Genomic DNA, 13314 nt, shown 5'->3' with positions numbered 1-13314 from the left:
TTCTTAATCAGGCAGTTCCGCGTCATGCTTGGCTGCAACTTCCGTCTCCGCCAGCGCTTCCGCGATCCAGCGGGCCACGGCCGGATGCGCCTGCACGCGCTCGCAATATGCGTTCAGCGCCGGCGCCAGGCTCACGCCATACGTGCGGAAACGCATGACGACGGGGGCGAAATACGCGTCGGCGATGGAAAACTCGCCAAACAGGAACTGGTGGTGGCCAAAGCGGGACAGGCACTCTTCCCAGATTTCACTGATGCGGCCGATGTCCGCCTGCGCGGCGGCCGTGCGGCCACGGCCCGGCAGCTTCGCCTTGATATTCATCGACATGTCCGTGCGCAAGCCGGTAAAGCCGGAATGCATTTCCGCGCAGATACAACGCGCCATGGCGCGCGCGGCCACGTCTTGCGGCCACATGTGTTTATCGGGAAACTGCTCGGCCAGGTATTCGCAGATGGCCAGGCTGTCCCAGATCGTGATCTCGCCCGCCAGCAGCACGGGAACCCGGCCGCAGGCCGAATATTCAGCGATTTTCGTCGCCGTGTCCTGCTGGTCGAGCAGCACGCGCACTTCCTGGAACGGGATGCCGAAGGCCGTCATGGCCACCCACGGGCGCATCGACCACGACGAGTAATTCTTGTTGCCGATGATCAGGGTCAAACCTGGCTCGCGGGCGGCGGCCAGGGCTTGCGTCAGGCTGGGGTCAAGGATGGTCGTTTGCATGGTCGGGTATCAATTCATTAAGTTATGGCAAATCGGCCGCGATGGCGCTGTTTTTCGGTCCCACGGTGCCCAGGCGCGCTTTCAGCGATTGCGGGCTCTTCTCGAACAGGGCCGCGTAATACGTGGCGTTGGCCATCACGTTTTTCACGTAGCCGCGCGTTTCCGTGTACGGAATGATCTCGGCGAAGATGGCGCCTTCCAGCGGCCGCGTCATGGTGGCGCGCCAGATGCGCAGGCGCCCCGGCCCCGCGTTGTAGGCGGCGCTGGCCAGCACTTGCGAACCGTCGAGGCCGCCAAGCACCATGTTCAGGTAATTCGTGCCCAGCAAGACATTGGTGCGCACGTCGCTCAAGGTTTCCGTGACGAAATCAGTCAAACCGATCTTCTTGGCGACATAACGGGCCGTCGATGGCATGACCTGCATCAAACCGGACGCGCCCACGTGCGACTGCGCATCCATGATGAAGCGCGATTCCTGGCGGATCAGGCCGTACACCCAGGCCTTGTCGAGACCCAGGGTTTGCGTGGCCGGATGCATGACGTCGTCGTGCGGCGTCGGATAGCGCTGCGTGTAGTCCACTTCCAGGCGCGTGCGGTCGGACGTGTTGACCATGCGGTCGAGCACATTGTTCTGGCGCGCAAATTCCGCGGCCGCCAGATGTTGCCTGTCCGTCATTGAACGCAATTCCCAGTTCCACTCGCGCGTGCCTTCGAAGCGCAGGCGCATGTTGAAGAATTTCAAGGCCCGCTGCAGCCCCGGATTGGCGGCCATGGCGGCAATTTCCGCCGGCGTGACGGGCTGGCCCGGCGGCGGCAACACCAGATGGTTGCCCAGCTCTTCATTGGCCAGCAAGCCATAGAAATTCGACTGGTCGGCAATCGTGCGGTACAGGGTGTCGGCTTGCGCATTCGGGCGGCCCGGCGTTTCCGCCTGCTGCGCGCGCGCCAGCCAGTACACCCAGGTGGGGTCCGCGCGCAGCGAGGCCGGCATGGCCTGGATCGCCGCTTTCACCTGGGGCCAGTTGCCTTCGCGCAAGGCAATGCGCGTTTTCCACTGCATCTGCTCCTGGGTCAACGGTGCCCATTGGTTTTTTGCCAATATTCAAATGCTTCCGGCGCCAGCGAATACGACGCCTGCAAGGCCAGGCTGGCCCAGCCGATGGCCTGTTCCTGCGGCGTCAACTGCCCGCTGGCTTTTTGCAAGGCCACCACGCCCAGTTTCAAGGTGCTTTTCGCCATGCGGCCGACAGCCACCAGGTACATCTCGTGGTCGGCGCGACTTAGACCGGGCCCCTTGGCCAGCACCAGCGCCGGCAAGTCGATCGCTTGCGCCATCTTCGCGTCGGAGGCGCTCAGCAGCAGCGCGATGCGGCGCGCCGGCCCCGTGGCATTGGTCTGGCCCGCCAGGCGGATCTGCGCCCACAGGTCATTCGTGTCGAATTGGCCGTTTTGCGCCAATGCCGCGATCAGGCTGCCGCACGCTTCGCCATAGCCGGGCGGCGACACCAGCAGGTTGCGCGCCTCGGCCGCCACGTTCTGCCCCTTGGCCGCGCGCGACATCAGCGCATAGCACTTGAGCTGGGTATCGTCGTCGTCGTCGAGGGCGAATTGCGGGTATTGCTCGTCAAACACGACCCAGTCGCGCTTGCGGCCCAGCTCCAGCAGCCAGTCGTTGCGGAAGCGGTCGGCGATGGCGCTGCCCTTGTAGCGGTTCAGGTAATCGCGAAATTGCGCCTCGGTCAGCAGTTTGATGCGCGGTTTCAGCCGATAATAGTCAACATACGATGGAATCTGGTAATTCGTCAGGCGCCCCGCATAAAAGTCGGCTTTTTCGGCGTCATCCTTGCGCGCGGCGTCGCGCAGCAGCAGGAAGGCATCGTCCTCGCTGCGCGTGTCGGGGACGGCAGGCGTTGCGGTAGTGGATACCTGGGCCAGGGCGGCCAGGGGAGACAAGGCCGATGCAACACACAGCATCGTGCCGGCAATCCATTTCAGTGGGGAAATCAATGTACGACTCTCAATCTTAACTTGATGGTGATATGAATAGCGACCCTAGAATAACATGCGATCCGGCTACACGGCCACCCATTGCGCCACAGGATAAAGCCGGCTTGCGCAAGGCCCTGCTGGCGGCCCGCCGCGCCCTGCCCGACGCCACGCGCGCGGGATGGGATGCGGCTATCGCGCAGCGCCTGCTGGACTGGTGCGCGCAGAAAAACGTCGAGGAACTGGGCGTGTACTGGCCCCTGCATGGCGAACCGGACTTGCACGGCGCGTATGCGCAGCTGGCCGCGCGCGGCGTGCAATTGAGCTTGCCCGTGGTGCTGGAAAAGCATGCGCCGCTGGCATTTTCCGACTGGACACCGGGCGAGTCCATGGTCAAGGATGGCATGGGCGTGGCCGTGCCAGCGCAATTGCGCCTGCGTCCGGCACCCGCCACCCTGCTCGTGCCCTGCCTGGGTTTTAACCAGGAACGTTTTCGCCTCGGCTACGGCGGCGGCTATTACGACCGCACCCTGGAACACGCGCCGCGGCCCGTGACCGTGGGCGTGGCATACGGCTGCCTGGCGGCAAGTTTTCCCAACGGCGAATACGACATCGCCCTCGATCACATCGTGACCGAGGGCGATCTGTTCTGACAAGTCAGGACGGTTTATTTCACCAGGCGCTGCCATAAGGCGGTCGTTGGCGCCGCCTGGTTCATGCTATAGAAATGCAAGCCTGGCGCGCCGCCTTCCAGCAAGCGCTCGCACAAGCCCGTCACCACGTCCAGGCCAAACGCCTTGATGGACGCGCTGTCGTCGCCGAAGCTGGCCAGTTTCAGACGCACCCAGCGTGGAATTTCCGCGCCGCACATGTCCGAAAAGCGCATCAGCTGCGTGTAGTTCGTGATCGGCATGATACCGGCCACGATAGGCACGTTGATGCCCATCTTCTGCGTCTGCTCGACAAACTGGAAATACGCGTCGGCATTGTAGAAGTACTGGGTGATGGCGGCATTGGCACCGGCCTGCACCTTGCGCGCGAACGCGTTCAAGTCGTCCTGCGGCGAACGGGCTTGCGGATGCACTTCCGGATAGGCGGCCACTTCGATATGAAAATGGTCGCCCGTCTCGGCGCGGATGAATTCCACCAGCTCGTTAGCGTAGCGGAACTCGCCCGAGGCGCCGTAGCCGCTCGGCAAGTCGCCGCGCAAGGCCACGATGCGGTTCACGCCGGCCGCCTTGAACTCACCCAGCACGGCGCGGATCGATTCGCGCGAGCCGCCCACACAAGACAAGTGCGGTGCGGCTTGTTCGCCGGCCGCCAGGATCTCGCGCACGGTGTCCAGCGTGCCCTGCTGCGTCGTGCCGCCCGCGCCAAACGTCACCGAGAAATACTTCGGATGCAATTCAGACAATTTAATACGCGTGGCGCGCAGCTTTTCCGCCCCTTCCGGGGTTTTCGGCGGGAAAAACTCAATACTGAAGTTATGCTTTTCCATCGTCGTTACTCAAAAGTAAGGTCGACAGGGCCCAGGAAATGATGCTGTACAGAATGGCACCGCCCACGGCAGACCAGAAACTGGCGACATGGAAACCATCGATCACCTGCGCCACCAGCCAGAACAGGAAGCCGTTGATGATCAAAATGAACAGGCCCAGCGACAGGAACGTCACGGGCAGGGTCAAGAGGATCAGCAAAGGACGGATCAGCGCATTGACCAGCCCCAGCACGGCAGCGGCCAGCAGCGCGGTCCAGCCGCTGCTCATCGTCACCGAGTGCATCAAATAAGGGACGGCAAACAGGGCTGCCGCATTGATAAACCAAATCAGTAGCAAGCGCATTTCTCTAGCCTGTCAAAAGTAGGGTCAGGCCGGCGGCAGGCGCCGGCCCTCAGAGGGTGAGTTACAGCCCCGGACTACCGATTAATAACGGTAGTGCTCTGGCTTGTATGGACCTTCCGTGCGCACGCCGATGTAGTCGGCTTGCTCTTGCGTCAGTTCCGTCAGTTGCGCATTCAACTTTTTGAGTTGCAGGCGAGCGACTTTTTCATCCAGGTGTTTTGGCAGGGTGTACACGCCGACCGGGTAGTTGGCCGTGTTCGCGTACAGCTCGATCTGGGCGATCGTCTGGTTGGCAAACGACGAGCTCATCACGTACGACGGGTGGCCCGTGCCGCAACCGAGGTTGACCAGACGGCCTTCGGCCAGCAGGATGATGCGGCGGCCCGACGGGAAGATGATGTGGTCGACTTGCGGCTTGATGTTTTCCCACTCGTATTGTTTCAACGAAGCAACGTCGATTTCATTGTCAAAGTGACCAATGTTGCAGACGATGGCCTGGTCTTTCATGCGCGTCAGGTGGTCGTGCGTCAGGATATGGTAGTTGCCGGTGCAGGTAACAAAGATGTCGCCGTGTTCGCAGGCGTAATCCATGGTCACGACGCGGTAGCCTTCCATCGCCGCCTGCAGTGCGCAGATCGGGTCGACTTCCGTCACCCACACTTGCGCCGACAGGGCGCGCATGGCTTGGGCAGAACCCTTGCCCACGTCACCGTAACCGGCGATGACGGCTACTTTACCGGCGATCATCACGTCGGTGGGCGCTTGATGCCATCGACCAGGGATTCGCGGCAGCCGTACAGGTTGTCGAATTTCGATTTCGTGACGGAATCGTTGACGTTGATCGCAGGGAAAGCCAGCTTACCTTCCTTGTGCATCTGATACAGGCGGTGCACGCCGGTCGTCGTTTCTTCCGTCACGCCCAGGATTTCCGGCAAACGCTTCGAGTACCAGGTCGGGTCGGCCAGCAAGTGCTTCTTGATCGAGTTGAACAGGCAGATTTCTTCTTCCGAACCGGGGTTCGCCAGCACCGACAAGTCGGTTTCCGCGCGCACGCCCAGGTGCAGCAGCAGGGTAGCATCGCCGCCATCGTCGAGGATCATGTTCGAGTAGACAGCCTTGCCGTCCACGTTCGGCCATTCGAAGATGCGGTGCGTGTATTCCCAGTAGTCGTCCAGCGACTCGCCCTTGACGGCGAACACGGGCGTGCCGGCGGCAGCGATGGCGGCGGCGGCGTGATCTTGCGTGGAGTAAATGTTGCACGATGCCCAACGCACTTGCGCGCCCAGTGCTTCCAGGGTCTGGATCAGCACGGCGGTCTGGATGGTCATGTGGATGGAACCGGTGATGCGCGCGCCCTTCAATGGCTGCGCTGCCGCGAATTCTTCGCGGATGGCCATCAGGCCAGGCATTTCCGTTTCAGCAATCTTGATTTCTTTGTCGCCCCATGCGGCCAGAGTGATATCGGCGATGGTGTAGTCGTGTTGCGATTTGAGTACGGCGTTCATCACGCCCTCCTTTCAGTTGAAAAAGGTACGTGAGCGCGGTTGCAGGATATTCCGAGCCTGGCGAATTTCTTCGTCGCAACGCTCCTCGGACACGGGATTTTAACATTGTCAAGCCGTACGCGCCAGCCTGTTCGGCATGCATTGCCAACTAACAACATATAAAAAAAGCGCCCGCAGCCTGGCGGCCGGGGCGCTCATTCAGCAAGCGGGCTCGATTATTTCAGGCCGGCGGCGTCGCGCAGCAGGGCGACCTTGTCCGTGCGTTCCCACGTGAATTCCGGCTCTTCGCGGCCGAAATGGCCGTAGGCGGCGCTCTTCTGGTAGATCGGGCGCAGCAGATCGAGCATTTGCACGATGCCTTTTGGACGCAAATCAAAGTGCGCCAGCACCAGCTTGGCGATTTCCGCGTCGGGAATCACGCCCGTGCCTTCCGTGTAGACGGTGATGTTGATCGGCTTGGCCACGCCGATGGCGTAGCTGACCTGCACCTGGCATTGGCGCGCCAGGCCGGCGGCGACGATATTTTTCGCCACGTAGCGGGCCGCGTAGGCTGCCGAACGGTCGACTTTCGACGGGTCCTTGCCCGAGAACGCGCCGCCGCCGTGCGGCGCTGCGCCACCGTAGGTGTCGACAATGATCTTGCGCCCGGTCAAGCCGCAATCGCCTTGCGGACCGCCGATGACGAAACGGCCCGTCGGGTTGACGAGGAATTTGGTATCCGTCAGCCATTCGCGCGGCAGGATGGGCTTGATGATTTCCTCGATGACGGCTTCTTCGATCTGCTTGTGCGAAATTTCCGGCGCATGCTGGGTCGACAGCACGACCGTGTGCACGCCGACGGGACGGCCATCGACGTAGCGCAGCGTCACTTGCGATTTCGCATCCGGACGCAGCCATGGCAAACGGCCATCCTTGCGCAGTTGCGACTGGCGCTCGACCAGGCGGTGCGCGTAGTGGATGGCGGCAGGCATCAGCTCGGCCGTTTCATCGCAGGCGTAGCCGAACATCAGGCCCTGATCGCCAGCGCCTTGATCCAGGTCAATCCCCGCACCTTCATCGACGCCTTGCGCGATGTCCGGCGACTGCTTGTCGTAGGCCACCAGCACGGCGCAACCCTTGTAGTCGATGCCGTATTCCGTGTTGTCGTAACCGATGCGTTTGATGGTTTCGCGCGCAACTTGAATATAATCCACATTGGCGTGAGTGGTAATCTCGCCCGCCAGCACGACCAGACCCGTGTTGCACAGGGTTTCGGCAGCCACGCGGGCGGCTGGATCCTGGGCCAGGATGGCGTCAAGGATGGCGTCTGAAATTTGATCGGCAACCTTGTCGGGATGGCCTTCCGAGACGGATTCGGAAGTGAAGAGATAGTCGTTTGACATTGCAAGCTCCTGTTTACTATGTGAATGTTCTGTCGCAGTAAAGAGGATTTTGCCTGCGACGCTTTAGCGATATTTATATTCCGCATCGCAAGTTGTCTATTAACTCAGCGGTTACTGCATACGTGGTATTTTACGCTTCTTAAAAAATTTTGGCACGGCAACACGCCATTCCTGGAAACAGCTTACACATGTTAGTCCCAATTTTCCGCTTCTTGTCCATTTTTCCCCTGCCCGTTCTACATGGCCTTGGCGCTGCGCTCGGCTGGGTGATTTACGCCATTTCCCCGTCCTACCGCCGCCGCATGCGCGAGAACATGCAAGGTGCGGGGTTTTCGCAACACTTGCACACGGCCGTGGCCGAAGCGGGCAAGAGCGTGCTGGAACTGCCCTTCATCTGGTGCGCGCCAGCCGAGCGCGTGGCGCGCCATGCCACGGTAGAAAACTGGGAACTGGTGGAAAAAGCGCTGCAGCACGGCCGCGGCATTGTCTTCCTGACACCGCACCTGGGCTGCTTTGAAATCGTCGCCCAGCAAATCGCCCTGCGCACGCCGCTTACCGTGATGTACCGCCCGCCCAAGCGCGCCGCATTAAAACCGCTGATCGAAGGCGCGCGCGCGCGCGAAAACCTGATGCTGGCGCCGGCCAATATGTCGGGCGTGCGCATCTTTGCCAAATGCCTGAAAAAGGGACAACCGATCGGCCTGCTGCCCGACCAGGTGCCGCAGGAGGGCGAAGGCGTGTGGGCCGATTTCTTCGGCCGCCCCGCCTACACCATGACCCTGCCCGCCAAACTGGCGCAGATGGGCGGCGCCGAAGTCATCATCACCTACGCGGAACGCCTGCCGGGCGGACGCGGCTACGTCGTGCATTTCGTGCCGTTCACCGAGCCCCTCGACAGCACCTCGGCCGAGCAGGCGCGCACCATCAATGCAGCCATGGAACAATTGATCGCGCGCAGCCCCGCGCAATACCTGTGGAGCTACAATCGCTACAAGGTGCCGCGCGGTGCGCCGCCGCCCACGCCAGCGACACCCGAAGCCGCCAAGGAGCAGGCATGAGACTGCTGATCGCCTTCATGTGGCTGCTGCACTGGCTGCCCCTGCCCATCCTCGGCCGCTTCGGCGTGGCCGTCGGCAGCGTGCTGTTCATCGCCATGCCCACGCGGCGCAAGATCGCCCTGACGAATCTGCGCCTGTGCATGCCGGAACTGACGGAAAAACAACGCGTGGCGCTGGCGCGCCAGCATTTCCAGGCGTATTCGCGCAGCGTGTGGGAACGCAGCATCCTGTGGTGGGCACCGGAAGCGCGCCTGAACCGCCTGATCAAAAAGGTGCCCGCCTTCCCGGGCCAGCAGATCGCCGCCAAGCCGACCATTTTGCTGTGCCCGCACTTCGTCTGCCTCGACGTGGCCGGCGCCGCCACGGCCATGGAAATTTCCGCCTCGTCAATGTACGTGCAGCAAAAGAACGCCGCCTTCGACCAGGCCCTGCGCAACGGCCGCTCGCGCTTCAAGCCGCCCAAGCTGTTTACGCGCCAGGACGGCATCAAGACGATTCTGCGCGCGCTGCGCGACGGCTTGCCCTACTTTATGCTGCCGGACATGGATTTCGGCGAGAAGGATGCGGAATTCGTGCCCTTCTTCGGCGTGCCCGCCGCCACCCTGACGGCCACGGCGCGCCTGGCGCTGGCCGCCAAGGCGCAGGTGATTCCCGTCATCGCCACCTTTTTGCCCAATTACCAGGGCTGGAAGGTGACCTATTACCCGGCGTGGGACGATTATCCGGGCGACGACATCACGGCCGCCACGCGCCGCATGAACGAATTCATCGAAGAGCGCGTGCGCGAAGCGCCGGCCGAGTATTTCTGGACGCATAAACGCTTCAAGACGCGTCCGGAAGGCGAAGCATCGTTCTACAACCAGCACAAGTGATACGGCAGACCATGAAACTTCAATTTACCAAAATGCATGGCGCGGGCAACGATTTCATCGTCATCGACGCCATCAATCAGGATGTCGACTTCACGCCGGCCCAGTGGCAGCGCCTGGCCGACCGCCGTTTCGGCATCGGCGCCGACCAGATCCTCGTGGTGGAAAAACCGCGCCTGCCCGGCTGCGACTTCCGCTACCGCATCTATAACAATGACGGCGGCGAAGTGGAACAGTGCGGCAATGGCGCGCGCGCTTTCGTCAAGTTCGTCAGCGAAAAAGGCTTGTCAAGCAAGGCCAGCATCCGCGTGGAAACCATGGCCGGTGTCATTTCTCCGCGCCTGGAGCTCGATGGCAGCATCACGGTCGACATGGGCGCGCCCGTGCTCGAACCCGCGCTGGTGCCGTTCGACGCCAGCGGCCTGGCTGGCGTGGCACAGGGAACTGACACCTTGTGGCCGCTGGATCTGGCGTTGCCGGGCGACAACGCCCCCGTGCTGGTGTCCGTCGTTTCGATGGGCAACCCGCATGCCGTGCAAGTGGTCGACGATGTCGATGCGCAAGACCTGGAAGTGACGGGCCCACGCATCGAGCACCACCCGCGCTTTCCCCGCCGCGTCAACGCCGGCTACATGCAGGTCGTCAACCGCCAGCACGTGAAACTGCGCGTGTTTGAACGGGGCGCGGGCGAAACGCTCGCTTGCGGCACGGGCGCCTGCGCCGCCGCCGTGGCCGGCATCCTGCGCGGCGTGCTCGATTCCCCCGTGCGCATCAGCGCGCGCGGCGGCGAACTGTCGATCGCCTGGCAAGGCCCCGGCCATCCCGTCCTGATGACGGGCCCGGCAGTGACCGTGTTCGAAGGCACGATCGAGCTGTAAGGAATGAGTCAGGCGGCCAGGAACTGCTGTTCCTGCGCGACATCAATTTCCGCCAGGTAGCACTTCAGGCGGTACAAACGCTGCCGGTAATTGCCTTCCGGCCCCGTCACGCCGCAATCGACGCGCTCGAACAGGCGCACCACCTGATCGAGCAGCTGGCGCTCCTGCGCCGTGCGGATCAACACCAGGCGCCGCTTGCCGCGCCCATGCGTGGCGCTGATATCGATCAACAGACAATGCCCCTGGTCGGCCGCATGGATATCGAGCAGCAGCGCCTCGGCACGCGACAGGTGAAAGCAGCGCGCCAGCTCCAGCCGCGCCGCCAGCAGGGGGTGGCTCTGGCTCTGGCTCCATTGCCGCAAGTGCCCATCGGCCTGCACGGCGGCGCACTGGCCCCAGTCGCCCGCTTCACCGCGCGGCGCAATGCGCGCCAGCGCCGCCTCCGCTTCACGGCTGCCCTGCGCCTGCGCCTGCAGCAGCCAGTACGCGGCGCGCACATCGTTGTTGACGCCGTCGCGGCGATTACGCCAGGCATGCATGCCGCACTCGAGCTGGGCCGGGCCATGCCCCAGGTCGGCGGCACGCTCCAGGCAGGAATGGGCTTCGACCACATTACGCTGGGAAAATTCCGGTTTCGTGTAGATGCGCGACAGCACGAACCAGGCTTCGGCCAGGCCCTGCTCGCCGGCCTGCGTCAGCCAGCGCACGGCCCGCTTGAAATTGGCCGCGCCATTGCGCGTGGCCAGGCGCTGGCCATGCGCATCCATGCGCGCATAGCCAAGTCCCAGCTCCAGCTGCGCCGCGCGGTCGCCGCCATGCGCGGCCAGCTCGCAGCATTGCCAGCCTTCGGCATCGCCGCCAGGCGCCAATGCCTGGGCACAACGCGACAGCAAGCGCACCTGCTGCGCGTCGAGGGCGATCGTGCGCGCACCGGCCGCCGCCTGGCGCTGCAGCAGTTCGCGCGCCAGCGGCAAGCCTTGCGACAGGAAGCCCGCATGGTTGCCCTGGCTCCAGGCCTGCTCCAGCCAGGCATGCAGCGGCGCGTCGCCATCGAGGGGGGGCTCGCCAGCAGGGGTGGCGTCCGGCCGCGAGGCGGCGGACCACCCTTCTTGCATGGATAGCAACCATTGCGCATCGGGCAAGCCGGCACGCACGGCGGCGTCCAGCGCCACGCGCGCCTTGGCCCGCACGGTCTCGCAACTGGTGCTGGCCGCATTGCCCAGCACCAGTTGCGCCAGCACCAGGCCCGCCTGCACCAGGCCCGCATCGAACGCCTGGGCGTAATAGGGAATCAGCGCCTTGGCTGCCGGTTGCGCCACTTCGAACGGCACATGCGTGCCGATCAGCAAGCATGCTTCCTCGCTATCCTCCTGGGCCGCCCGCGCCAGCCAGTGCAAGGCGGTCGGCAGGCTCTGCGGCACACCCTGTCCAAACAGGTACACGCGTCCCAATGCCAGCTGGCAAGCGACATCGCCAGCACGTGCGCCCTTGATCAATCCTAATGTTTCGCGATTTGCCATCGATTCTCGATATTGAGTCAATGAGTCTAATAATAGTGAGCCGTCTCCAGGCCCATCCATGCAGGCCGTCCCTTAGTGTAACGTCCTTGTGTCATAAATCCGCCAAAGCCGCCTCAAGAACTTGATTCAACGCAACAATGTCCTGGCCCGGACACGCCAATATGGCAAGGCGCCGCTACCGTGGCGATGGGAAAACGCGTGCCCTCGGCGCCGCATCGGCAAAAACCCCGCGTTACAAAAATACAACAGGGCTGTGGATTTATGACGCTTTTCACCAATCTTTTCACGCATATTTGACCAATCCCGCACGTCTTGCGCGCCGACGAATTAAGGTTCATTCATCGAAACGCGACAGTTAGCGCATTTCAATCTGCTCGGATCTCGGACGGAACTCACTTTTAATAGGGAATAAGACATGAAAAAATCACTCGTTGCCCTCGCACTCTTCGGCGCCTTTGCCGCAACCGCACAAGCGCAGTCGTCCGTCCAAATCTACGGCACGGTCGATGCTGGCCTGGGCAAGTCGACTGGTTCGACCACCGCTGTCACCAAGCGCGACAACAACAAACTGGGCTTCAAGGGCACGGAAGATCTGGGCAATGGATTGAAAGCTATTTTCCAACTGGAAATTCGCTATGAATCCGACACGGGTACGCTGGAAAGCAACTCCCGTCCGCTGTTCCAGGGCCAAAGCCGCGTCGGCCTGCAAGGCAACTTCGGTACCGTGCGTCTGGGCCGTGGCCTGACCGCCTTCCAGGAATCGAGCACCGCGTTCGAACCATGGTCGGGCATGCCTACGCCAGCCGGTTTCCAGACCGACATCACGGTGGCCGCCTACAGCAGCGATCCGCTGAGCGCAGCCGGCAATTCGCGTAACCGCTTCTCGAACGCCGTGTTCTATAACTCGCCAGTGTTCAGCGGCTTCCAGTTCAACGCCACTGTCGCCGCCAAGGAAGCCAATAACAATCCAGCATTCCCTGGACCAGCGGCCACGCCACCAGCCAACAACTACCCGGTGGCTGCCAATGCCGTGCCAGCGTCGAATCCATACTCGGTCTCCGCCACGTACAACTACGGCCAGTTCGCCGGTATGGCCGCGTATGAGCGCAATGGCTTGCAAGCCAAGCTGTGGTCGGTTGCCGCATCGTTCAATCCGGTAACGGAACTGAAACTGATGGCGTCGTACCAGCATCAGGATGACAGCAACTTCAAGATCATCAACACGGATACCAAGGCATGGCTGGTTGGCGCCAACTACGACGTCGGCCCAGGCAAGGTTCGCGCCGGCTACGGTCAAAAAACGCCGGATGGCGTGACCAAAACCAAGCAAGCATCGCTGGGCTACGACTACAACCTGTCGAAGCGCACCTACCTGTACGCGGACATCTCGAACCGCAAGGCGGCAACGTCGATCACCTACATCGGTCTGGGCGTACACCACAACTTCTAATGCCCCGCACGTCACCCTCCAAGGGTGATTGCTGAGCAAGGAATGCAAAGCGGCATGGGCAACCATGCCGCTTTTTTCATGGGCGCGCGGAAAATGCACAAGCGC

General features: G+C 62.3%; 10 protein-coding genes, 2 pseudogenes and 1 riboswitch. Of the genes and pseudogenes, 5 read left to right on the top strand and 7 right to left on the bottom strand.

Translation table 11 applies throughout. The features are described from left to right. Positions 1-3: 3 nt before the first annotated feature. Positions 4-720, bottom strand: a complete 717-nt coding sequence (locus tag ACQVLG_RS09345) for a glutathione S-transferase family protein (protein WP_230540290.1) — start codon at positions 718-720, stop codon at positions 4-6. 22 nt (positions 721-742) lie between these two features. Continuing rightward, positions 743-2727: pseudogene (locus ACQVLG_RS09340) on the bottom strand (lytic transglycosylase domain-containing protein). A 104-nt stretch (positions 2728-2831) separates the two neighbouring features. Between ACQVLG_RS09340 and ACQVLG_RS09335 the strand changes: the two are divergent. Next, positions 2832-3359, top strand: coding sequence for a 5-formyltetrahydrofolate cyclo-ligase (locus ACQVLG_RS09335; protein ID WP_474294152.1), 528 nt, complete (start codon positions 2832-2834; stop codon positions 3357-3359). Between the two features lie 14 nt (positions 3360-3373). Here ACQVLG_RS09335 and metF read toward each other — a convergent pair whose 3' ends face one another. The 4 genes and pseudogenes from metF to metK all read right to left on the bottom strand — a co-directional run bounded on the left by metF (position 3374) and on the right by metK (position 7434). Continuing rightward, positions 3374-4204, bottom strand: coding sequence for a methylenetetrahydrofolate reductase [NAD(P)H] (gene metF / locus ACQVLG_RS09330; protein WP_474294150.1), 831 nt, complete (start codon positions 4202-4204; stop codon positions 3374-3376). Continuing rightward, positions 4191-4547: a phage holin family protein gene (locus tag ACQVLG_RS09325; RefSeq protein WP_034783534.1), complete on the bottom strand. Its 357-nt coding sequence runs from the start codon at positions 4545-4547 to the stop codon at positions 4191-4193. The genes metF and ACQVLG_RS09325 overlap by 14 nt, the downstream gene beginning before the upstream one ends. An 81-nt stretch (positions 4548-4628) precedes the next feature. After that, positions 4629-6052: pseudogene (ahcY, locus tag ACQVLG_RS09320) on the bottom strand (adenosylhomocysteinase). 24 nt (positions 6053-6076) lie between these two features. Continuing rightward, a riboswitch (S-adenosyl-L-homocysteine riboswitch) is annotated at positions 6077-6145 on the bottom strand. Positions 6146-6267: 122 nt separating this feature from the next. After that, the gene (gene metK / locus ACQVLG_RS09315; RefSeq protein ID WP_474294148.1) at positions 6268-7434 is read right to left on the bottom strand and encodes a methionine adenosyltransferase; all 1167 of its coding nucleotides are present in this window, start codon (positions 7432-7434) and stop codon (positions 6268-6270) included. A gap of 188 nt (positions 7435-7622) precedes the next feature. Here metK and ACQVLG_RS09310 point away from each other — a divergent pair, with 188 nt between their 5' ends. Genes ACQVLG_RS09310 through dapF form a run of 3 tightly spaced genes read left to right on the top strand, consistent with a single transcriptional unit; the run spans position 7623 to position 10239 of the window. Then, positions 7623-8492: a lysophospholipid acyltransferase family protein gene (locus ACQVLG_RS09310; protein ID WP_474294146.1), complete on the top strand. Its 870-nt coding sequence runs from the start codon at positions 7623-7625 to the stop codon at positions 8490-8492. Beyond that, entirely contained in the window at positions 8489-9364 is an 876-nt protein-coding gene (locus ACQVLG_RS09305; protein WP_230540285.1) for an LpxL/LpxP family acyltransferase, read from the top strand. The genes ACQVLG_RS09310 and ACQVLG_RS09305 overlap by 4 nt, the downstream gene beginning before the upstream one ends. A gap of 11 nt (positions 9365-9375) precedes the next feature. Next, positions 9376-10239: a diaminopimelate epimerase gene (gene dapF, locus ACQVLG_RS09300; RefSeq protein ID WP_230540284.1), complete on the top strand. Its 864-nt coding sequence runs from the start codon at positions 9376-9378 to the stop codon at positions 10237-10239. 8 nt (positions 10240-10247) lie between these two features. On the opposite strand, the gene ACQVLG_RS09295 is transcribed toward dapF, so the two are convergent. After that, positions 10248-11759, bottom strand: a complete 1512-nt coding sequence (locus tag ACQVLG_RS09295; protein WP_474294143.1) for a tetratricopeptide repeat protein — start codon at positions 11757-11759, stop codon at positions 10248-10250. A gap of 415 nt (positions 11760-12174) precedes the next feature. Between ACQVLG_RS09295 and ACQVLG_RS09290 the strand changes: the two genes are divergently transcribed. Further along, positions 12175-13209 (top strand): porin, encoded by a 1035-nt coding sequence (locus ACQVLG_RS09290; protein ID WP_230540282.1) that lies wholly within the window; start codon positions 12175-12177, stop codon positions 13207-13209. Positions 13210-13314 lie beyond the last annotated feature (105 nt).

It is taken from the genome of Janthinobacterium sp. TPC_1 (assembly GCF_056037845.1).
The sequence above is the reverse complement of the archived record's forward strand: the minus strand, read 5'-3'. Positions and strand labels throughout refer to the sequence as shown.

Excerpts from the sequence above, each read along its gene's own strand:
- ACQVLG_RS09345 (WP_230540290.1), bottom strand. The coding sequence starts at position 720 with ATGCAAACGACCATCCTTGACCCCAGCCTGACGCAAGCCCTGGCCGCC.
- metF (WP_474294150.1), bottom strand. The coding sequence starts at position 4,204 with ATGGAAAAGCATAACTTCAGTATTGAGTTTTTCCCGCCGAAAACCCCG.
- ACQVLG_RS09325 (WP_034783534.1), bottom strand. The coding sequence starts at position 4,547 with ATGCGCTTGCTACTGATTTGGTTTATCAATGCGGCAGCCCTGTTTGCC.
- metK (WP_474294148.1), bottom strand. The coding sequence starts at position 7,434 with ATGTCAAACGACTATCTCTTCACTTCCGAATCCGTCTCGGAAGGCCAT.
- ACQVLG_RS09310 (WP_474294146.1), top strand. The coding sequence starts at position 7,623 with ATGTTAGTCCCAATTTTCCGCTTCTTGTCCATTTTTCCCCTGCCCGTT.
- ACQVLG_RS09305 (WP_230540285.1), top strand. The coding sequence starts at position 8,489 with ATGAGACTGCTGATCGCCTTCATGTGGCTGCTGCACTGGCTGCCCCTG.
- dapF (WP_230540284.1), top strand. The coding sequence starts at position 9,376 with ATGAAACTTCAATTTACCAAAATGCATGGCGCGGGCAACGATTTCATC.
- ACQVLG_RS09295 (WP_474294143.1), bottom strand. The coding sequence starts at position 11,759 with ATGGCAAATCGCGAAACATTAGGATTGATCAAGGGCGCACGTGCTGGC.
- ACQVLG_RS09290 (WP_230540282.1), top strand. The coding sequence starts at position 12,175 with ATGAAAAAATCACTCGTTGCCCTCGCACTCTTCGGCGCCTTTGCCGCA.